The sequence below is a fragment of the Oceanisphaera sp. genome, from assembly GCF_048268965.1.
In the GTDB taxonomy this organism is placed as follows: domain Bacteria; phylum Pseudomonadota; class Gammaproteobacteria; order Enterobacterales; family Aeromonadaceae; genus Oceanimonas.
Genome location: NZ_JBLWUK010000026.1, coordinates 23,190 through 44,410, shown reverse-complemented (window position 1 = coordinate 44,410; position 21,221 = coordinate 23,190). Strand labels below are relative to the sequence as shown.

At 57.2% G+C, this 21,221-nt stretch carries 14 protein-coding genes; 4 read left to right on the top strand and 10 right to left on the bottom strand.

Annotated elements, in window-relative coordinates; genetic code table 11:
- From ACN0VL_RS11810 to hinT, 6 genes are all read right to left on the bottom strand, one after another.
- On the bottom strand, positions 1-1,715 hold a 1,715-nt coding region (locus ACN0VL_RS11810; RefSeq protein WP_417617607.1), incomplete at its 3' end, for a hypothetical protein.
- Between the two features lie 1,181 nt (positions 1,716-2,896).
- Positions 2,897-4,189 carry an NAD(P)/FAD-dependent oxidoreductase gene (locus tag ACN0VL_RS11805; RefSeq protein ID WP_417617605.1) on the bottom strand — a complete coding sequence of 431 codons (1,293 nt, stop codon included), beginning with the start codon at positions 4,187-4,189 and terminating at the stop codon, positions 2,897-2,899.
- Between the two features lie 209 nt (positions 4,190-4,398).
- Positions 4,399-5,394 carry a beta-N-acetylhexosaminidase gene (gene nagZ, locus ACN0VL_RS11800; RefSeq protein WP_417617603.1) on the bottom strand — a complete coding sequence of 332 codons (996 nt, stop codon included), beginning with the start codon at positions 5,392-5,394 and terminating at the stop codon, positions 4,399-4,401.
- 141 nt (positions 5,395-5,535) lie between these two features.
- A complete protein-coding gene (locus tag ACN0VL_RS11795; RefSeq protein WP_417617601.1) occupies positions 5,536-6,348 on the bottom strand; it encodes a phosphotransferase in 813 nt (270 codons plus the stop codon).
- The gene (locus tag ACN0VL_RS11790; protein ID WP_417617599.1) at positions 6,338-6,949 is read right to left on the bottom strand and encodes a penicillin-binding protein activator LpoB; all 612 of its coding nucleotides are present in this window, start codon (positions 6,947-6,949) and stop codon (positions 6,338-6,340) included. Before ACN0VL_RS11790 ends, ACN0VL_RS11795 begins: the two co-directional genes overlap by 11 nt.
- Positions 6,950-7,095: 146 nt before the next feature.
- Complete coding sequence (gene hinT, locus ACN0VL_RS11785; RefSeq protein ID WP_417617597.1) at positions 7,096-7,446, bottom strand: purine nucleoside phosphoramidase; 351 nt, start codon at positions 7,444-7,446, stop codon at positions 7,096-7,098.
- 261 nt (positions 7,447-7,707) lie between these two features.
- Here hinT and ACN0VL_RS11780 point away from each other — a divergent pair, with 261 nt between their 5' ends.
- Positions 7,708-8,097, top strand: coding sequence for a hypothetical protein (locus ACN0VL_RS11780; RefSeq protein ID WP_417617595.1), 390 nt, complete (start codon positions 7,708-7,710; stop codon positions 8,095-8,097).
- Positions 8,098-8,466: 369 nt separating this feature from the next.
- Here the strand turns inward: ACN0VL_RS11780 and ACN0VL_RS11775 are convergent, their stop codons facing one another.
- The 3 genes from ACN0VL_RS11775 to ACN0VL_RS11765 all read right to left on the bottom strand — a co-directional run bounded on the left by ACN0VL_RS11775 (position 8,467) and on the right by ACN0VL_RS11765 (position 15,873).
- Positions 8,467-10,284, bottom strand: coding sequence for a Wzy polymerase domain-containing protein (locus ACN0VL_RS11775; protein ID WP_417617593.1), 1,818 nt, complete (start codon positions 10,282-10,284; stop codon positions 8,467-8,469).
- A gap of 190 nt (positions 10,285-10,474) precedes the next feature.
- Positions 10,475-14,161 (bottom strand): translocation/assembly module TamB domain-containing protein, encoded by a 3,687-nt coding sequence (locus ACN0VL_RS11770; RefSeq protein WP_417617592.1) that lies wholly within the window; start codon positions 14,159-14,161, stop codon positions 10,475-10,477.
- Positions 14,158-15,873, bottom strand: coding sequence for an autotransporter assembly complex protein TamA (locus ACN0VL_RS11765; protein ID WP_417617590.1), 1,716 nt, complete (start codon positions 15,871-15,873; stop codon positions 14,158-14,160). Before ACN0VL_RS11765 ends, ACN0VL_RS11770 begins: the two co-directional genes overlap by 4 nt.
- Before the next feature lie 168 nt (positions 15,874-16,041).
- Between ACN0VL_RS11765 and mobB the strand changes: the two genes are divergently transcribed.
- Positions 16,042-16,587, top strand: a complete 546-nt coding sequence (mobB, locus tag ACN0VL_RS11760) for a molybdopterin-guanine dinucleotide biosynthesis protein B (protein WP_417617588.1) — start codon at positions 16,042-16,044, stop codon at positions 16,585-16,587.
- Here the strand turns inward: mobB and ACN0VL_RS11755 are convergent.
- Positions 16,538-17,116, bottom strand: a complete 579-nt coding sequence (locus ACN0VL_RS11755) for a peptide-methionine (S)-S-oxide reductase (RefSeq protein WP_417617586.1) — start codon at positions 17,114-17,116, stop codon at positions 16,538-16,540. The genes mobB and ACN0VL_RS11755 overlap by 50 nt on opposite strands.
- A 73-nt stretch (positions 17,117-17,189) precedes the next feature.
- On the opposite strand from ACN0VL_RS11755, the gene ACN0VL_RS11750 reads away from it, so the two are divergent.
- A complete protein-coding gene (locus ACN0VL_RS11750) occupies positions 17,190-17,936 on the top strand; it encodes a DUF1499 domain-containing protein (RefSeq protein WP_417617584.1) in 747 nt (248 codons plus the stop codon).
- Between the two features lie 148 nt (positions 17,937-18,084).
- Entirely contained in the window at positions 18,085-21,219 is a 3,135-nt protein-coding gene (locus tag ACN0VL_RS11745; RefSeq protein WP_417617582.1) for a transglycosylase domain-containing protein, read from the top strand.
- Positions 21,220-21,221 lie beyond the last annotated feature (2 nt).

The following is a 21,221-nucleotide window of genomic DNA, read 5'->3' as shown; positions in this document are numbered from 1 at the left end:
GGCGAAGTATTGCCCGCTTTATCGGTCTGGCGCACCTGCACATCTCCGATGGCATAAGTGGTGTTATCCGCCAACTCGAAGCTGCTGTCTGTGCCGGTGTTCCAGCTAGCGCCGCCGTCCAGGCTGTATTGCCAGCTGGATACATCAGATGCCAGACCGACATTGATTGAACCTTGCTGACTGATACCATCGTTGGCAGAACTGCCGCTATCGACGGCCAAGGACATGGTGGGAGCCGCTGGCCCAATGGTGTCCACTGCAATCAATACTGCCGGACTTTCAGCCCTATCATTAATGTGATAGCTCACGGCCACCGTGCCATCACCTGCCTTTTCAACCACACTACCTGGCACAGTAAGCAACGCCCCTCCTGCGCTGTTGATGTCTTCCGCCACTATTTTACTTATGTAGACTTGGCTCCCCCATTGCAGAGTTACCGTGTCTCCGGCCTGTACTCCTTTTATTCCCACCTCGACACCGGTCATTTTTTCGGTGGCGTTAATACCTCCGCTCGAAGCTGCGATCACTGGCAGTTCGATAAGCTCTTGAGTCAGTGCTGCTTTGTCGGCGTTGGCACCAGACAGAAATGCATCTACACCGCTGGCAAGCCGCTCGACAGTTGCCTGGGTCATGGCCAGGTTGCCATTTTCCTGTGTCATGATCCCGGTCCGTAGCTGAGCAAGAGAGCTGGACAAGCCACCGCTGTGCTGAGCGACTCCCGACAACAGCGCCAGGACGTTACCGTAATTCTCCGCCTCGCTGATCCCATCTTCAGGGTTGTAACTGTCTTCAACCACAGTGACCACCGGTGCCAGGATGTTGCTCACACCAAACAATTTGGCTATCAGGTCGTTAACAACCAGATTGTCTTCTGTCACCTGATGACCACTGATACCGGCGATGCGCACGGCCAGCTCCGTTAACGGCGTCACACTAACATGAACATCATTCTTTCCATCGGCATAGGCCATGGCTCGCAACGACCCGCCCAGGCTGAGCAGCTCATTACTGGCTTCGTCCAGGTAGTCACCTGCATCACCATTGATATCGATTAACACGACCAGTAAAGGCCCCCGATAACCGCTGCTGATCGACACCTTGAACTGACCTGTGCCGGCGTTGTACTCTCCGGTGGCCAGCAGCTTACCGGCCTTGTCATAGACCTCAACAGCCATGGCCGACTGAAATGGGCCGGCCGCGGCCGCAACCGTCAGATCATAATTCGTCGATGCACTAGCAGCAGTAGCACTCGTAGCACTCGTACTATCACTTGATCCCCCACCGCCAGCAAGTGCCACACCTCCGCCAATGATGCTAATCGCACCCAATCCAATGTTAAATGCCGTCAAGCCACTCGATTCGTCCCCGGCTGCCTGCCACACCACCTCTCCTTCGGCACCGGACGCCGCCAGACTGGCATCCGCACTACCGAGCAGCATGCCATCTGCGGGGGTTAAGGAGCCATCAAGGCTATATATTGCCGCCATATCTTCATCATAAAATCCCTCAATACGCGCCACCAGCTGTTGTTCGACTTCCGCTTCAAGATGATTACCCTTACGCTTGAGCACGAGCCCTTGCGGCGGAGTCTGACTACCTTTATCAACCAGGGTATAAACGGCTCCCGGCTGGGCAGTCAGGACTTGTAGCTGTGTCAGCGTATGCTCTATCACATGCTTGCCATCACGCGTTTCAATCAAAATAAGATTTTTCATGATAATTTCCATTTATGCGATGACTCATACAAGCTTCTGACAAAAACCTGATTCGCGACAAGATCAAGTAAAAGCAGGTACGAATACAGTCAAGAAGCAGCCGAAATAGATAATGCGACAACCGCATAACTCATGTGTATTTTTTAGTTATTTTACTTTAAATATCTAAGGCTACCTCGCCTCGAATAAATTAATAAATAGCGTCAGGCCCCAAGCATCTAGCTAAATGCTCTCCACCCTTTTCAGCTCTGCGCTTTAGCTAAGCAGTCTGGCATAACAGATGTGGTTGTATGTTACAGCCCAATTTGGCAAAGAAAAAACTAACACTTAAACCTATTTTTGCCACGGAATCCACAGAAACCACGGACGAATAGCGACAAACCAAGAGCATATCTCTTGTAAGGTCTTACCAAGTCAAAGTTCGCTCTTGGCTCTTTATCTTAATTTTTCCGTGTTCTTCCGTGGATTCCGTGGACTCCGTGGCGAAGATGCTTTTAACCTTTAAAGCAAACCGGCTACAGAATCCACATGAGTTACGCCGTATTACTTAAGTAATCCCGTATAACAGGTGCGGTTCTCCCGTCATTCCGCCCCCTCTTGTCATTCCCGCGAAGGCGGGAATCCAGGGCTTGTGGCGCAGTTCTGTCAGCCTGTGCTTCTCCTGAAAAGACACTGGCCCCCGCCTTCGCGAGGGTGACGATAAAGGCAAACCACCACCAAAACCCACATGAGTTACGCCGTATTGCTTACAGGTTATGCGTAGCAGGGTAGTTTTATAAACCCCACTGAAACGAACGACCAACACTAACCAGAGACTCATATGAATGTAAATTTATTTCTCACAAAAATGTTACTGTACCGATAGTTTTTTCATGATGTTTTTTAAAATATTTCAACACTCGGAAAAGCAGACGTCAATTATAAGGTAGAGGGTGCTTACGATAAATTCCATCCCGATTTTTCTTCTAAGATACCTTTATTTTAAATACATAAAAAACTGATAATAAAAAACCATCCTCGTATAGCACCACTCGCTGTTACTCGGCTCAGCAACCTCGACAAACAGCTATTATTTTAGCTCTATCACCAGTTCTACCCGCAGGCGCCCAACAAAAAACGGGAAGGTTTCCCTTCCCGTTTTCAACGGTGTAACTGCCGGGCGTTAACCTGTGCCCGCCGTATTAATGCAGCTTCAGTCTGGGGCGCAGCAAGCGGTTGATGCGGCCCACCAGCATCATCAGACCAGTGCGAATATAACCGTGCAAGGCCACCTGATGCATCCGGTATAACGACACATACACGGTGCGGGCAAACATGCCTTCTACCATCATGCTGCCGCGCATCAGGTTACCCATTAACGAGCCGACTGTGGTGTAGCGGCTCAGGTTAACCAAGGAGCCATGATCCTTATACTCATAGTTTTTCAGGGGCTTGCTGTTCAGCCGGGCCCGAATGTTGCGATAGACCAGGCTGGCCATCTGGTGGGCTGACTGGGCGCGCGGTGGCACCGGCTTGCCATTTTCCTGCAGGCAATGGGCGCAGTCGCCAATCACGAAGATGCTGTCGTCGCGGCTGGTTTGCAGCGTCGGTTTTACCGTTAACTGGTTAATGCGGTTGGTTTCCAGGCCGCTGATGTCTTTCAGGAAATCGGGCGCTTTAATCCCCGCTGCCCACACCATGAGCGTGGCCGGGATCAGCTCGCCGTCTTTGGTTATCAGTCCTTTATCTGTGGCTTCCACCACCATGGTCTTGGTGCGCACGTCAACGCCCAGCTGGTGCAATTCCTTGTGCGCCATGCCGGCGATGCGCTCCGGCAAGGCAGGCAAAATGCGCGGGCCTGCTTCTATCAGCGTCAGGCGCAAGCAGTCGGGGCTCAGATTTTTAAATCCGTAGGCGCCCAGGTGCTCGACCGCATTATACAATTCGGCCGACAGCTCAACGCCGGTGGCTCCTGCCCCCACGATGGCGATATCCACTTTTTCCTGCAACAGCTCGCCCTCGCCGTACTGCATGAAACGGTTCATCAGCTCGTCGTGAAAATGCTCGGCCTGTTGCGGACGGTCCAGAAAAATACAGTGCTCACTCACGCCCTTGGTGCCAAAATCGTTGGAGACAGAACCAATGGCCAGCACCAGAATATCGTACGACAAGGTACGCTCGCCCAGCATGGGTTTACCGGCCTCGTCCAGCATGGGCGCCAGGGTAATGGTTTTGCTGTCCCGGTCGATGTTACTTAACGAGCCCAGCTGAAAATGGAAGCCGTGGTTATGGGCATGAGAGCGATAGCTCAAGCTGTCTATGCCCGAGTCCATGGCGCCGGCAGCCACTTCGTGTAGCAGGGGTTTCCATAAATGGGTGCGGTTTCTGTCCACCAGCGTCACTTCTGCCTTGCCCTTGCGGCCCAGTTTGCGACCCAACTTGGTAACCAGCTCCAAACCGCCGGCACCACCGCCTACTACAATAATTTTTGTCATTACATTCATCCTTAAACAAAATAAAAAACCTGCGGTTATGGCGCTTTCCCGTCACGCAATGCGGTTCGTTGCTCATCTGCGAGCGCAATGGCCATAACCGAAGGTTCTGTATTCCACCCTCAACAATAAGATCACCGATAAAGTTGCAACCCGGGTTACAACTTTATCCGCAAGCAAAATCAACTCTTAATCACTGTTTTTATAAGGGATTATGCATCCGCTAATCGGCGCATCCGCTCACTGGCCTCTTGCCAGCGGCGACTGCGATACAGACTGCTGTCTGCAGCACGGTTGCGCGGTTGCAAGCTCGACAGATCACGCTGCAAGTCGTGGGGCAGTGCATCAATAATCTGTACGGCGCCCGCCCTGTTATTACAGGCCAGCAGCAAGTCGCAACCGGCCTGCAAGGCACAGTGCGCCCGATCGGCATAGCTGCCTGCCACGGCGGCCCCTTCCATGGTGAGATCGTCACTAAAAATCAGGCCGTTAAAGCCCAACTGTTGGCGCAATACTTGCCTGAGCCAGAAGCTTGAAAAGCCGGCGGGCTGATCATCTACCGCCGAATAAATAACGTGGGCCGGCATCATGCCCTGCACCAGGCCTTCGGCGATCAAGGTCTTGAACGGCACCATGTCTGCCTGGTCGATGTCGTTGAAGTCTCGCAGGTCGACCGGACTCTCTTTATGCGAGTCGGCACGCACGCTGCCATGGCCGGGAAAATGCTTGGCCACCGCCGCCATACCGGCACTGTGCATGCCCTGAATATAAGCGCGGGCATGGGTGATCACCTCTTCCGGCTCGCTGCCAAAGCTGCGATCACCAATCACTTCACTGCCCCGCTCCAAATCCAGCACAGGAGCAAAGCTCAAATCGATGTCATGGGCCAGTAACTCTGCCGCCATCAGCCAGCCGGCATCGGCCAGCAGGGCTAGTTTATCCGAGCCGCCCTGCTGCGCCAACCGGCCAGGGGCCGGCAGCGGAAAAAAACCATCGCGAAAGCGCTGCACCCGCCCGCCTTCGTGATCCACGGTAATCAACAGGCCCGGTTTAACGGCGCGAATCGCCTTGACCAGGGCACTGAGCTGGTCGCGGTCGTGGTAGTTGCGACTAAAGAAAATCACGCCGCCCACCGCGGGGTGCGCCAGCAACTCCCGCTCTTCGCCGTCCAGTTCATAGCTGTTTACATCAAGAATAAAGGGGCCCATTGCCACTCCCGTTGCCGCCACATGGCGATGTATTATTTAAAATCCGTGAGGTGTGAAGAGCGAGGTAAAGTGTGAAGCGTAAAGAGTGAAAGGGTAAACCTGGAGTGATCCCTTCACTCCTCACGCTTTACCTTTCACTCTTCACCAAGTCACCAAGCTCTTCAGCTTTGCCAGTGCTTGTTGCTGCATGGCGAGATATTCCGGCTTGGCCGTTTTCTGAAACTGCAGCGCCGCCCACAAGGCCGTCAGCCATTGTACCCAAGGCAGCCGCGCCTGAAAACGCACCTCGCTTACCTTGCCACCCGACCGGTTATAGGCCGCCAGCAACGCCTGCTGTTGTGCCCCATTCAGGCTGAAGCTGTCGGCAATCACGGCCAGCTCGAAGGCGGCGTCACCCAACGCGGCGTATTCCCAGTCCAGCAGCCAGGGGCGAGTGCCCAGCACATTGGCGGCGTTAATGTCGTGGTGACACAACACCGGCTGAAAAGGCAGGTTCAAGGCAGGTTGGGCAAAAACAGGCAGATAAAGGGCAAGCTCGGGCGCCAGCGGCTGTAATTGTTGGCAATAATGCGCCGCCTGGGCGGACAAGTCTAACAGTGGCAGTGTGCTATCCAGCTGGTGCAACCGCGCCACCCGGCCCATGAGCGCATTCATATCGCCTGGGGCCTGTTGCCAGTCGCGTTCACTCAGCCAGTCCAGCAGCAGTAGCCCACGTTCCGGCTCGGCAAAATGCACCCTGGGGGCCAGGCCCGCCCTGGCGGCGGCCTGATGGGCAAGCAGTTCATGCTCTCGATTAATACCTAACGCCCGGGCATGCGGGCTGCCCAGCCGTAACCAGTAAACGCCATTGGCCGTGGTCAGCCGCCAGCAACGGTTGGTGTAGCCCCCCGCCAACGGCGTTAACTGCCCTCGAAAGTGCGAGGGCAGCAACTCAAGCAGTGTATTATCGTCCACTCACGCTATCAGACCAGAGCAGCTCGCCGCTCGCCAGCTCCATTAACTGCCCCTGCAACTTCAGGTTGCTGCCACTGCGGGTCAGCTCGGTCGACAATAAATAATCGGCCCCGCTTTGCTTGCCCAGGCGTACCAGGGCCGCCATGTCGGCACGGCCACCCTGATAAGCCAGCTGCTGGCGCAGGCTGCTCACTTTGGCACCGTCGGCAAAGCGCAACTGGCCACTCAGACTGGCGCGAAGGCGTGCGGTCAGGCCGCTGGTGTCCACCGGGCTGCCAGCCTGGTTGCGAATGTTGTCCAGCAGTACCGGCCCGGCCACTTCGTTGAGGGCGGCGCTGTTTTTCAGCTTGGCTGCCAGCCCGTCAACCAGACGCTCCAGGCTGGCGTTACGCACCTCGGGGATCGGAGCCGGAGGTGCGGCTGGCATCTCGATCACCGGCGGTTGCACTACCGGGGGTGGCAACGGCTGTTGCGGCTGGCTGGGTGTGCTGGGCCCGGTCGAGCGCACCGGTGCCGGCTGCGAAGAGTACGGGTTTGGCATGCTACAGGCAGCCAGAGCGACCGAGGCGGCCAGCACGAATGTTAAGCGAAATGCGTTCATAAGCTTCCTTGTTTGCTCACTGTGTCAAGTCGACTTGCTTGGCCAATTTAAGTAATCCCGCATAACAGGTGTGGTTCTGTCGTCATTCCCGCGAAGGCGGGAACCCAGTATCCACATCGGTTTGAGATATTGCTTATTTAGCCCACTTATTTTGCCAACAAGGGCCCCAGGGGGCGGCCGCCCAGCAAATGCATGTGAATGTGGTACACCTCCTGGCCGCTGTCGCGATTACAGTTCATGATCAAACGATAACCGCTTTCGCTGATGCCGGCGTCGGCCGCCAGCTTGCGGGCCACGGTAAACAAGCGACCCAACGCCTGTTCGTGCTCGGCTTCCACATCATTCACGGTGGGGATCAAGACATTGGGAATAATCAGAATATGAGTGGGGGCATGGGGTGCAATATCGCGAAACGCCGTCACCAGATCATCCTGATACAGGATTTCGGTAGGAATCTCCCTACGGATTATCTTGCTGAAAATGGTTTCTTCTGCCATTGCTAATCTCCTTGAATATACATAGTTAAACCGCGTCCAACTTCCGCAACCCTGGCCATTATAGCCTTGTTCGTCGCCAAAAAAATGCTGTCATACCAATAAGCTATTGATTTAAAAGCCACCGGCAGGCTAGGGCTCATTTTTTGCCATTTACCGCCTATCCTCTCACGCCAGCTAATGTCATAACAGCGTAAAAGCAGATTCAAACAATACCATCATCGAGTACACTGTCATGCAAACTCACAATAAGGACTCAATGACATGACAGGATCCAGGAAGAAAATAGTGGCGCTGTTGTTGGCCAGTACCCTGACCACCCAATTGGCGGCCTGTGGTACCGTGTTTTATCCCGAACGCAAGGGCCAGATTAGCGGCCGCATAGACCCTGTGGTGGCCATTGCCAATGGCGTGGGCCTGTTATTCTTTATTGTGCCGGGCGTGGTGGCCTTTGCCGTGGATTTTGCCACTGGTGCCATTTATCTGCCCGGCGGTCGCCGTGCCGAGCTGGGCCCCAATGCCACCCCCGACAGTCTGAACCAGCAGCTTTACGCCAGCACGGGCCACCAGATCAACTGGCAGCATGATGCAGTGCAGGTTGAAACCCTAGCCTCGATTGACCAGGCACAACAACGACTACTGGTGGCTTATTGATTAGGGAGCCACAGCCGCGCACTTCCCGCCGTCACTCCCTGCCATCACTCCCGCAAACCCCTGCCGTCATTCCCGCACACCCCTGCCGTCATTCCCGCACACCCCTGCCGTCATTCCCGCACACCCCTGCCGTCATTCCCGCGAAGGCGGGAATCCAGGGCTTGTGGCGCAGAACTGTCAGTCTGCTGGCACCGGCAAAGACACTGGACCCCCGTCCCCGTCCCCGCCTTCGCGAGGATGACGTACCTATGCGGGGATGACGTTCCTTCGCGGGGGTGACGAGAAAGGAAAACCAGCGCCAAAATCCACATCAGTTATAAGAGATTACTTATGGGCCCTGCCAGCTCGAGGGTGACACAATAAAACCACCTAGTAAGCGCCGCCGATGGCCGGGCGCAAGTTATCGTATAGCGGGATGGCGTTATTCAGCTCGGCGACAGACATATCGGGTCTGATCTCGGCAAGGTGATTTCTGGCATGCTGAATGCTGGTGCTGCGCAACAAGCGCACATTAGGATACAAGCGCCGGGCTTCACCCAGTAGTTGCTGGGCTTCGTCTTCCCGTCCGGCACTGCCCAGTGCCAGATAGGCGTTGTAATACACCCCGGCCCTGGGGGTATGGAGCACAAAGCGCCGCGCCCAGGCGGCATAGTCCAGCAACTCGGCCTGATCCTGGCTGAGCAGCGCCTTGGTCAACTGCCAGTGATGGCGATAAAAGGCGACTCTGTCGTACCAGATCAGGGGGTTGATCACCGCGGCGAGCTGGGCCTCGGTATGGTCATCGTTGTGCGCATAGCGAGTCAGCTGCTGGCCGGCATACAGGCCCGTGGCCATAAACAACATGAGCCCCACTCCCCAGGCCCTGACCGGCCAGCGACTCCAGCCTGGCGGTGGCGCCAGCAGCCGGCGCTGGCCGTATTGCGCATCGATCACAAAAATCAGCACCAGCACCATAAACCAGTGCGGCAGCGAATGATAAAAGGGAAATTCGGTTTGGCTGTGAATGAAAATGGGGGTTAACACCCCAATCCAGGCCAGGCTTTGTACTATCGGCAACCGATAAAACAGCCGCAACACCAGGCCCGTCATTATAATCAGCCCCAGCAATGGCACCACACCGCCCTCTATGGCCCACAGCAAAAACTCGTTGTGCGGGTGTCCCATTTCGGTGAACAGCGGCTTGGCACCCGGCGTTAGCTCGCGCCAGGTGGCATAGGTGCGATAAAACGCCGACTCAAAACTGCCATAACCAAAGCCGAACCAGGGCTTGTCCAGCCACATGCGCAGGCCATGGGCATAGATATCGAACCGGCCATCGGCTTCGGTATAAATGCTGAGGCTGCGCTTGCTCATGTCGAAGACTTCCAGCCCGAAGACACCCAATATAATGCCTATCGGGATCAGCAACAGGCTGGCCAGCAAGCGTTTGGAACGGGTTTTAATCAGGGTTTGCCACAGCAGCGGCTGCAACAACAGCAGGCCGAGCAGGAGCCCAAGCTGACCCGCCCGCGACTGCAGCAACACCACCAGAATGGCACCGGCGCCCAACACCGCCGAGAACCACGCCGATTTCAGCAAAAACCAGCGTTTGGGGGTTTTGGCTTCGTGCAGCCACAGGTAAATGGCCAGCACCATGCCGGTGGCCACAAAACTGGCCATGACATTACGATGCTGAAAAATACCGTAGGGCGAGCGTACCTGGGTGTTGTAGCCAAACCAGTTGTCCGGCTGCAACACAAAAAACTGCGCCATGCCCAGCATAATTTCGACGCTGACCGCCCCCAGCAGGCAATACAGCAGATAACGGCGGCCACGGGCGTTGAAGCGACACTGTTGCAATGCCAGGTAAAACAGCAGGCCACCGCACAGCCCCAGCATGCGCGGCAAGGCGTGGCCGGCCACGGTGTTGTTGTGCAGATAGAAAAAGGGCAACCACAACAAGGTGCTGGCCGCCACCAGCCCCAACCACAATCGACTGGTCAACAGGCGGCGGCGCTGCCAGTTCCACAAGCCCAGCGCCGTCATCAGGCCCACAAAAAACCACCCCACCAGGTTAAAGGGCAGTTGCAGACCAATGCCAAATAAATGCGGCAGGTACAGGTGCATCGCCAACAGGGCATAAACCCCCATGCCAGCCAACATGATGTGGGCCAGCCGTTCCTGTTGTTGTAAAGACGAAGGCATCATAATGGGGTCTGTACTCGGCTGCCGAATCAATTAACGAGCAGCTACTTTACCCAAGGTCGATGGAAAAAGCATGAGCCATCAGGTGTGTGACCGGCAGATTCTGCCACATGCAAACAAGCGTGAGACATAAGGAGTGAGGCGTGAGGGGTAACGTCTAACACCTCACTCCTCACGTCTCACCGCCTTTGGGTTAAAACTCAAATCGATAAAACAGGTCTATCGCCTGGTTCAGGCCACTGGCGGCCTGCAAGTACAACCTGGGCAGCAGCTCGTAGCGCAGTCGCAACTCACCGATGGCCGAAAACACCCCAACGCCATAACCGATTTGCAATCCGGGCAACACATAAGCACTGATGTTCACTTCCGTGTTTTCGCCACTGCCACCTGTGTCCAGCGACACATCCTGCAAGCCCAGGGCTTCACCCACGTTGGTCACCAGGCCGCCCACGCTGCTCACGCCTGCGCCCAGTAACATGGACTGTACCAGGGCGTTGCCATCGGTATCACTGCCGCCGTCCAGGCCTCGACCGCGCAACAGGTAAGACAACTGCTCCGCCTGAGTCATGTCTGGCTCCGAGAATACCTTGAGCTCGGGCTGATTGGCGGTGCCCGTTACCCGCACCCCGACCCGAATACTGCTATCGGACATGCTGGACGGGTTACGAATGGCCTCTACCTTCAGGTTAGGCACATCCAGCGGGCCACTGAATAAAATACTGCCTTCGTCGATCAGCAGGTTCTGGCCATAGGCCTTGAACTTGCCGTCAACCAGTCGAATTTCGCCATTGGCCCGCATGCTGCGATTGGGCCGCTGCACCAGGCGCAACTGGCCTTCCAGCCGGGTATCCAGACCAAAGGCTTCCAGGCGTACGTCCTCGGTAATGCGCACATTAATGCGTATATCGATCGGCAGCTTGGGGGCGACGGTTTCGGGAATAATCCCCGAGGGCTGCACTATGACCACATCCGGCGACAGGCCAACGGCACTTTCCGGCAGCTCTTTGACTTCTATGCGCGCCCAGGGAATAACGATATCCCCCCGGATCTTGGCGGCTTCACCCAGCGTAATCTGCATATCCGGGCTGACTCGCACCCGGCCCATGCCCGGATAACCGGCTTCCAGATCATGGCCCTTGAGGCGAATTTCGCCACTTACCGGCAATTCGCGCCAGTCCAGTTCGCCGCTGATGTTCAGCGGCCCGCCGCCTACTTTAAGCTGGCCGTTAATGGTGGCATTGGTGCCTCTGATGTCGAGGCGAGTGGTAAAGTCGCGCACCTTGACCATGTCGGAATAGGTATCTATTTCGCCGCCACTCAGGGTGAGATTGCCAAACAGCAAGGGAGCAGCCAGGGTGCCTTCCAGCCGTGCCTGCCCTGCCAGCGTGCCTTGCAGTCGCGCCACTTCCGGCAGCAGCGGGGCCAGCCAGTCCAGCTTGAGCTGGTTAATGTTCAGATTGCCGCTTAGCCCCCGCTGGCCGTTCAGATCGTCCACATTGGCATTCACGGTCAGCTGCCCCAGCTGGGTAGAGCGAAAGCTCAATGCCGACTGCAGTCGGTTATCGGCCATATCACTGGTCAGAGACAAGCTTTGGTAGTCCAATCGGGTACCGCCGCTGACAAAAGTGCCCGGCGTGGTACTGATGTCGGCATTAAGTCGAGGCGTGCCGCCGTTCCACTCTACCTTGACTCGCCCATTCAGCATGGCTTCCCACGAAAAGTCGTTGGGGAAGAAGGGTTTGAGGCGAGCCATGTTCAGGTCGCGAATATTGAGTCCCGCCTCTCCCTTTTCGGCACCGGCATTAATGGCATCGAAGCACAACGACGCCCTTCGTGAACTCCAGCAATGGGGCTGGGCGCGAAAACGCGCATCCTGCATCGTCATCACCAGATCTTGCTGCTGCGTCCAGCGTTCCAGCGGCGTATCCAGCACGCCTTTGCTCAGGCGGCCACGCCAACCATCTTTACTCAGGCTGCCGGTCAAGGCGAGTTCGGCGGCCAGGGGATCGCCGCTAAAGCTCAGGTCGAGCCGGTGTGCCGCTTCATTACCCAGGCCGGTCAGTTGCAGCTTGTTAAAGGTCATTTCGCCCGAGCGAATGCGATCTATGGTGAAGCGCAGATCGCCCTTCATGTTTTCGCCCAGGGTGGCGTTGGCCTGCAGGCGAATGTCCCGGGCTTCGTTATCGTTAAAGCCGGCTTTTTTGCCGTTGAGGTTCGCCTTGAGCTCGGGGGATTTCAGCTCGCCGCGCACCTGTATGTTCCCGGCCAAATCCCCGTATAAACCGGGGGCGTACACCGTCAGGTTGGGGGCCGACAGCACACCGTCCAGCTGCCAGCGCTCGGTGATCCGGCCATTGACCGTGAGGGTGTTATCACCATTGGTCAACTTCAGCTCGTTAACGCTGCCTTGCAGGGCCTGATCCAGGGTAACCTGGCCTTTTAGGGACAAGGGATAATCACGCAGCACGCCACGAATATCCGGATCGGCATTCAGCTGCCATTGTTCGCCCTGCAGCGCAAAGCGGGTATCCAGCTTGCCGTTCAGCTTGCCATCCATGCCCGCCACAAAGGCACCGGGGTCCACCTCTTTCAGCGCCAGCACCCCTTGCCAGTCCACCCCATCGGCCCAGTTGAGCTTGCCGTCTATGTTGGCTTCGCCCTTGGGCAGCGTCAGGGTCAATGGCGCAATACTGGCGCCCTGTAAATCCCCCTTGGCCGCCAGCTTTATGCCTAGCGGTGGCAAGTCTGGCCCCTGTGCTTCACTGCTCAGGGTCAGCTGGTAATCTTCCAACCGGCCTTTCAGCCGCAGCTTGCCCTGCTCCAGTCGCCATTGGGGCTCCTTGAACGGCCAGCCCAGCTGCTGCCAGTCAAGCGAGACATCAAAGGGTAATGTGGGGTTGAGGGGCTCGGCGCTTAATGAACCATTGGCGTTAAGAACGCCGCCCAGGGCCAGCTTGCCTTTGAGTTTGGCCAGGCTGTCCGTCAGCGTCAGCGCCACTGTCTGGCCGTTGAGCTGGCCATCCATCAATGGCTTGCGCACCGTGCCGCTCAGCGCCAGATTAAGCGGATAATCCCCGGTCAGGGTCACGTCGCCGCCCAGTTGTAATGCCGCCAGCTCATGATCCAGCTCGGCCTGCACAATCTTGATGGTGCTGCCCTTGCCTTCCAGCTCCAGCACCAGGGCATGCAACGCCCGGGTCTGGCCGTTTTGCACCAGCTTGCTGTCGGTCAGGTTAAAGCCTTGCAACTTGATGGGAAATGGCAGCACCACTTCGGGTAATGCCAGGGGGGATGAGGCTTTGCTCGTCGGTTGTTTATCCGCAGCCGGTGCCTCATCGTTGGCTTGCAGCGTCAGCGTCAGGCCACTCATCTCGGGCCCGGTGACCACCATGCCGTCGGCATCCCAGTGCATGGCGACCTGCAGGCTTTGCCAGGCAATGGTTTGTCCGGGCAACGAAATTTTTACATTATTGGCACGAATATCGTCCAGGTCGATACGCAGCGGCGGCGTGAAGTCGCCAAGGGGGTCGGCCGGTTGCTCTTCCTTGGCTTCGGCAAAGTCCTTGATGGTCACTTCTATGTCTTCTGCCACCAGCTGCTGCAACCACAGGCGACGATCAAGCAGCTTGCCCAGTTGCCATTCCAGGGTGATGTCCCGTGCCGAAAAGGCCAGCGAGTCTTGCTCGTAGCTCAACTCGGTAAAGTGCCAACCCCGGCCCAGCTGGCCCGACTCCATGGTGCCATCCAGACCAGCCACCTGCTGTTTGGCAATGCCCCACAGCCACTGGTTGCCTACCTGAGTAAACAGCAGGCTGAACACCAGCATCAGCAACAGACACAGGCCGACCACCAGGCCGGACAGTATTCGGGTCAACATCATAAATCAGGCCCCAGAGTAAAATGAATGCGCATGGGGACTTGGTCTTCCGACACCCCAAATGCCAGGTCGAGACGCACCGGTCCCACCGGGGTTTGCCAACGCACCCCCACCCCGGTGCCTACCTTCCAGTCTTCGGTATAGTCGTTGGTGGCGGTACCCGTATCCACAAAGGTGGCCAGGCGCCACTTTTCGGCCACCTTATAGTCGTATTCCAGGCTGAGCGCGGTGGCATATTTGGCGCCCAGGCGGTCGCCGTTTTCATCTATCGGGGTAATCGACTGATAGCTAAAGCCACGCACCGTCATGTCACCACCGGTAAAAAAGCGCAGTGACGGCGGCAGTTCGTCTACTTCATCGACCCAGACCGCGCCCTGCTCGGCCCGGGCAATCACCCGCTGCCCTTCACCCACGGTGCGCAGCCACTTGGTGCGGCCAAACAAACGGATAAAGCGGGTGTTGGATCCCCACCAGGGTTCCGACAGCTCCAGAGTCGCCTGCTGGGAGTCGCCCCAGTCGGGATCCAGCCCGCCGCGGACCCGAGTACGGTTATAGCTCACCCCGGGGATCAGCAAAAAGCTCTCGTCGGACTGCTGACCCTGGGTATAGGATTCAAATTCGCTACGAATAAACACATCCCGCGTCCAGTCTTCGGCGTCTTTGTCCCAGCGGTGTATCGAGGCCACAATGCGATCACTCTTGGTATCGTCCTGGTCCAGCATCTGATAGCCCCCCTGCACCGTGTAGTAGTTATTCAGCGGGTTGCCACGGGGGATTTTATACACGACGGTAATATCCTGTTTGGGTTCGGATATTTTAAGGTTGGTTTGCAGACTGTGGCCCAGGCTGTTGATCCAGGGTTTGTCCCAGCTGCTTGAGAGTCTGGGGCCTTCGTCGGTTGAAAAGCCGACCCCCACTTCCACTTCGTTATTGGCCTTGGCACGCAACACGACCGACAGGGGGATCCGGTGGTTTTCATCGGCTTCGCTGATCATGGGCAAGACTTCCACGGTGCGAAAGTACTGGGTGCTCGACAGTGCACGACTCAGTTTCGAAATCTCGCCGGCCTGGTAGGGAGCACCCGGCTTTATCTCGACCAGGGGATCCAGCAGCCGGGCCACGGGACGATCGCTGTCGACCTGCAGCTCACCAAACTTGTATCTAGGCCCGGAGTCAAACACCAGAATCACATCGGCGGCATTTTCCTGGGGGTGCACCAGTACCTGATTATGTTGATACTGGGCATCAAAGTAGCCACGAGAAAGCGCCAGACTCAGCAGGCTGGCCTTGGTTTTTTCATAGGTGTTGTGTTGAAACACATCATTTTTACGCAGGGCAAGCTGGCTGAGCAGCAAGGTAAACTGAGGGTCGCTTTGCGACTCGCCCTGCAGATTGATATTCAGCTCGCGAATGCGTACCGGCTCTCCGGCCGTCACTTGCACCAATACCCGTTCGGGCTTGTCTTTATCGGCGGTAATTTCAATATCGGGGCTGTAGTAGCCCAGCGCCTGCAGGCTGGTGATGACTGCGGTTTGAATGTCTTTACGAAAACGAGGTAATTGCTCGGCTTCAATGGGCGGCAGCTGATTCAGGTAAATACGGGTATTGTCTTCTAAAGCGCCTTTCAGGCCCTTTAAACGAAAGCTGATCTCGTCTGCTCTGGCCCCCAGGCTGAGCAACAACAAGGCCAGCAGGCCCCATGCTCCTTTCTTCATAGCGCACCCTAATTTTTGTAAGTTATGTATTTGCAAACCGTTTCAACTATCCTGACTGCCTTCGCCGTGCCCAATCTGTGATTGGCGCGATGATTTTTTGTTTTTTTACCCACCCGCGCAAGATGTCGTGGCACACTGCCTTCACGCTATTACTGTTCAGGGCTTGTTATGTCTGCGTCTTCCCGTACTTGTTCTTTACTCGGTTTTGCCGGTTTTAGCGGCAGCGGTAAAACCACATTATTACGCCAGTTAGTCAGTTTGCTCACCCAGCGTCAACTGCGGGTGGGCATTATCAAACATACCCATCACGATGTAGAGCAGGATCTGCCGGGTAAGGACAGCTTCGAGCTGCGTCATGCCGGTGCCAGCCAGTGTTTGCTGGCGGGGCCCCATCGTAGCATTCTCACTTACGAAAACACCAAGCGACAAGAACCCGATTTACATGAATCTCTTTCTCGCCTCAGTTTACACCAGCTCGATCTGGTGCTGGTAGAGGGGTTCAGAGAGGCCCCTATCAACAAAATAGAGGTGCACAGGCCCCTGCATCACAAACCCTTGTTGTGTTTGCACGACCCCCACATTCTGGCGGTGGCCACCGATGATCCGGCGTTGGCTGCGCCTGTGCCACTGCTGGACTTGAACGATGCCAACGCCATTGCCGATGTTATTGTGCACTGGTGGCAATCGGACCGCCTGCAAGTGTCGACAGTGTAAAGCGCTCTCCCGCCGGATAGCCACACATACGCCGGTACCCCCCATACAACCAGGGGTGCTGGCGATAATACTGCTGGTGGCGGGCCGCTGCCGGCGTAAAGCTGCCGGCGGGCAAAATGCGCACCCGCACCCGCTTGCCCAGTTCCAGCTGCAGCTTGGCGCGGCTTTGCTGGGCATAGCGCTGCTGCAGGGGCGTTTGCACATACAGGGCCGGGCTGTATTCACGCCCGCGATCACAAAACTGCCCTTCGCCATCCAGCACATCTATCGCCGCCCAATACAGGGTCAGCAGTTGGCCGTAGCTGATTTGTACCGGATCATATTCAAGCCGTACCGCTTGCCGGCGCAGCGTGGAGCGGCCGCCCTGTACCCAGCCCGCTGTTATCTGCGTCACTCCCGGACGCTCGGCAAACAGCGCCTCCATGACCCAAAAGCTGCCACCGGAAAAGATCGCCTCGGTCGCTCGAGTTGGCATCGGCAAGACGGCCGCCAGGCTCAGCAGCCACACGGTGATGGTTTTTCCAAGCACTCATTTGCTCCTTTACAAGCCCGTTGCGCTTACCCATAGTTGATAGATGTGTATGCTAACCGATTGAAATAAGATGGAAACACTTTTTATTTATCGCTGGTCACTCGCTTCCCTGTTCTGCCTGCTGCTCCCGCTGCTGGGCATAGTGGGCACACGCCTGCACTGGTGGCCCTATACCCTGGGCCTGTTGCTGCTGCTTGCCGGCCTGGGCTGCGCCTTGTTGCTGTTACCGCTCGCCTTGTGGCAGCGACAGTGGCTGGCCATGGTGCCCCCCGCGCTACTGCTGTTGCTGGTGCTGCCGTTTGTAATACGGGCCTTTACCCTGCCGGCCATACACGACATCAGCACGGATACCCGCCGCCCTCCGGCCCTGACCGCCGCACTCACCTTGCGCTCCGCCAGCGATCACGACACCGATTATGCAGGCGAGGCCCTGGCACAACAGCAGCAAGCCACCTGGCCGGAGATCAAACCCTTGATTGTGCACGCCCCCATCAAGCAGGTGCATACTCAGGTGAAGGTGCTCATCGCCCGACGCGGCTGGACCATCACCGCCAATAGTGATACTCAGTTGGAAGCGGTTGCCCGCAGCACCCTATTCGGATTCAGCGATGATATCGCCATTCGACTGACCCCAGTCGCGCTTTCCGATACCGGGTCGGCCGAGCCGACAACCTCCGATCGCTTGACCCCGAATCAACAACCGAGCACGGTGGCGACCCGTGTCGATATGCGCTCGGCATCCCGCGTGGGTAAAAGTGATTTAGGTGCCAATGCCGAGCGCGTGCGCGCCTTTTTAACCGAGCTGGACCAGCTTTAACAGTACAAGGATGCCGGCTGCCGAGTCAGGCACCGATATGTCTTGTAAAAATACAAAAAATTCTGCGTAATCAGCACGTAAGGCTCGCTTTCCAGCTAGGCTTTTATCATAGGAAGTCTCGATATTTGATGGCGCTAAGGGGTCATTGATGGGGTGGGTACCAAACATAGAACACGCCACGCTGCGGCGTGCACAACCTAAACCCAGCCTGAACCGGCGACGTCGCTGGCGCTGGCTGCTCTGGGGATTGCTGCTGTTAATATTAACGGCCTGCGGGCTGTTGCTGGCGTTTGAAATGCGCACCTCCTGGCTACAGGGGCGCGAGATCCCCCGCTATGCCGATACCTTGCGTTACTCCATCGAACCCGGCCCCAGCGCCAGTATCCACTTTCCCGTTCAGGGGCCGTTCGACCACCGGCTGGGGTATTCCCGACTGCCAGAGTTGTTTGCCCGTTTGCAAAAGCAGCAGTTTGTGATCTCGGAACAAGCGCAGTTTTCCAACGCCCTGCTGCAATACAGCAAACACGGCCTGTTTGTGCCCTATGAAGAAAAAACCCGGGCCGGGCTGTTGATTGGCGACTGTCGACGCGAGCCCATTTACGATTTTTCCTATCCGCAGCGTCACTACCCCGACTTTGCCAGCATAGCGCCGCTTGTCGTCAATACCCTGCTGTTTATTGAAAACCGGGATATGTTGAGTCAGGCGCATCCGGCCGCCAACCCGGCGGTAGACTGGCCACGCTTTACCAAGGCGGCGCTGTCGCAAGTGGGCCGGGCGCTGGCCATTCAGGATGACTCGGCCGGCGGCAGTACCCTGGCCACGCAAATAGAAAAATACCGTCACTCCCCGGGCGGCCAGACCCAATCGGCCGGCGAAAAACTGCGGCAGATGATTTCGGCCAGCGTACGTGCCTATCAACAAGGCCCGGATACCTTGAACGCCCGGCAAAACATAGCGCTGGCTTATCTTAACTCGGTGCCGCTGGCCGCCGCCCCGGGCCACGGTGAAATTCACGGCCTGGGAGACGGTCTCTGGATCTGGTTTGGTGCCGAGCTGCATCAGGTGAATCAGCAACTGGATCCGGGGTCCTCCGCCAGCCTGGCCGAGCAAGGGCTGGCGCTGCGCCAGATCATAGGTTTGATGATTGCCCAGCGCCGCCCCTCTTATTACCTGTATCGCGGCCGTGACGATCTGCACACCCTGACCAACAGCTATCTGCGGCTGCAGGCCCAGGCGGGCATGATCAGCCCCGCCCTGCGTGACGCGGCCCTGGCCCAGCGACTGGTGTTCCGTGATTTTAGCGCGGCGCCGGTCACCCAGTATGTAAAAAACAGCAAAACGCTGATGGTCACCCGCGGCCGCCTGGCCAGCTTGCTGGGGCTGTCGCTTTATGAGCTGGACCGGCTGGACTTGTCGGCCGGCACCACCCTGAATGCCGCTCTGCAACAGCAGGTCACCGAGTATTTGCAACAACTGGCCGACCCCGATGTAGCGCGCGGCATCGGCCTGTATGGCGAACGTTTGCTGTCACCGGAAAAAACCGCCGAGGTCAGATACAGCTTTACCCTGTTCGAGCGTGGCGAACAGGGTTTTTATGTGCGGGTGCAAACCGATAACACGCTTCAACCGTTCGACATTAACGAAGGCAGCAAGCTGGAGCTGGGCTCGACCGCCAAGTTGCGGGTGATGGCCACTTATCTGGAGATAATTGCCGAACTGCATAAAAAGTACGCCGGCAAGTCACCCCAGGCCTTAAGGGAGCTAACCCCCGCCCCCAACGATCTGCTCAGCCGCTGGGCCATCGCCTACTTGCAAGGCAATACGGATCACGCCTTGCCCGCCATGCTCAACGCGGCGCTGGAGCGTCGTTACTCCGCCAGCACCGGCGAGCGCTTTTTTACCGGCGGCGGCCTGCATACCTTCAACAACTTTCGTCGCCAGGACGATCACCGCAATCCGACCCTGATAGAGGCCTTGCGCGAGTCCATTAACCTGCCGTTTATTCGGGTGATGCGTGACATAGTGCGCTATAGCATTTATCAGAATGAAAACCGGGCCCAGTTGCTGGCCGACGATAAAGACCCCCGGCGACAGGAATACTTAAGCCGTTTTGCCGACCGGGAAGGCCGGGTGTTTCTGTTACGCTTTTGGCGCAAGCATCAAGGCAAAACGCCAGAGCAGCGCCTGGCCGACTTTTTTAATGGCTTGCGCCCCACCCCGACTCGACTGGCGGCGGTGCATCGTTATCTGCTGCCCCAGGCCAGCCTCGAGGAATTCAGCGCCTTCTTGCAGCAACGACTGCCCCACTCCCCGCTGACCGAGCGGCGCCTGGAGCAGCTTTATCACAGTTATGGGCCCGGCGCCTACAGCCTGCCGGATCAGGGCTATATTGCCCGGGTGCACCCGCTGGACTTGTGGCTGCTGAATTACCTGCAGCATCATCCCGATGCCAGCTTCAATGATGCCGCCGACGCCGGCAAAGAAGAGCGCCAGGAAGTCTACGGCTGGCTGTTTAAAACCCGCCACCGCAGTGCGCGCGACAGTCGCATTCGTACCATGCTGGAAGTAGAAGCCTTTAGCGATATTCACCAACGCTGGCAACAGCTGGGCTTTCCGTTTGCCAGCCTGGTTCCCTCGCTGGCCACCGCCATTGGCAGCTCGGGCGACAAGCCGGTCGCGCTGGCCGAATTGGTGGGCATTATTCTAAACGACGGCGTGCGCTTGCCCACGGTGCGCCTGAACCAGCTGCACTTTGCCGCCGACACCCCCTATGAAACCCGGCTGCTGCAACAGACTCATCAGGCGCAACGGGTGATGACCAAAGAGGTGGCTCAGGTGCTGCGCCTGGCATTATCGCAAGTGGTAGAAGGCGGCACCGCTCGCCGCTTGCAGGGCAGCTTTACCCTGGCCGATGGCAGCCCGCTGACGCTGGGCGGCAAAACCGGCACCGGTGACAACCGCATTCAAACCGTCTCCCGCCATGGGCAGGTGCTCACCTCCCAGGCCCGCAACCGCACCGCCACCTTCGTGTTTTATCTGGGTGAACACCACTTTGGCACCCTGACTGCCTATGTGCCGGGCCAGCAGTCGGACAAGTTCAACTTTACCTCGGCCCTGCCGGTGCAGGTGCTCAAGGGCATGGAGCCGATATTGCGCCCTTATCTGCAGCCGGGCAGCCAAAGCGGGTGTCGGCAAGCCAGCGTGGCAATGACGGCAACGGCTCCCCCAGGGCCCGACGCCACAACCAGTGCAGCGCCGGCTTCATCGGCAACCGTTCACTGACC

Coding starts and splice junctions, on each gene's coding strand:
- ACN0VL_RS11805 (WP_417617605.1), bottom strand. CDS start 4,189: ATGACAAAAATTATTGTAGTAGGCGGTGGTGCCGGCGGTTTGGAGCTG.
- nagZ (WP_417617603.1), bottom strand. CDS start 5,394: ATGGGCCCCTTTATTCTTGATGTAAACAGCTATGAACTGGACGGCGAA.
- ACN0VL_RS11790 (WP_417617599.1), bottom strand. CDS start 6,949: ATGAACGCATTTCGCTTAACATTCGTGCTGGCCGCCTCGGTCGCTCTG.
- hinT (WP_417617597.1), bottom strand. CDS start 7,446: ATGGCAGAAGAAACCATTTTCAGCAAGATAATCCGTAGGGAGATTCCT.
- ACN0VL_RS11780 (WP_417617595.1), top strand. CDS start 7,708: ATGACAGGATCCAGGAAGAAAATAGTGGCGCTGTTGTTGGCCAGTACC.
- ACN0VL_RS11775 (WP_417617593.1), bottom strand. CDS start 10,284: ATGATGCCTTCGTCTTTACAACAACAGGAACGGCTGGCCCACATCATG.
- ACN0VL_RS11770 (WP_417617592.1), bottom strand. CDS start 14,161: ATGATGTTGACCCGAATACTGTCCGGCCTGGTGGTCGGCCTGTGTCTG.
- ACN0VL_RS11765 (WP_417617590.1), bottom strand. CDS start 15,873: ATGAAGAAAGGAGCATGGGGCCTGCTGGCCTTGTTGTTGCTCAGCCTG.
- mobB (WP_417617588.1), top strand. CDS start 16,042: ATGTCTGCGTCTTCCCGTACTTGTTCTTTACTCGGTTTTGCCGGTTTT.
- ACN0VL_RS11750 (WP_417617584.1), top strand. CDS start 17,190: ATGGAAACACTTTTTATTTATCGCTGGTCACTCGCTTCCCTGTTCTGC.
- ACN0VL_RS11745 (WP_417617582.1), top strand. CDS start 18,085: ATGGGGTGGGTACCAAACATAGAACACGCCACGCTGCGGCGTGCACAA.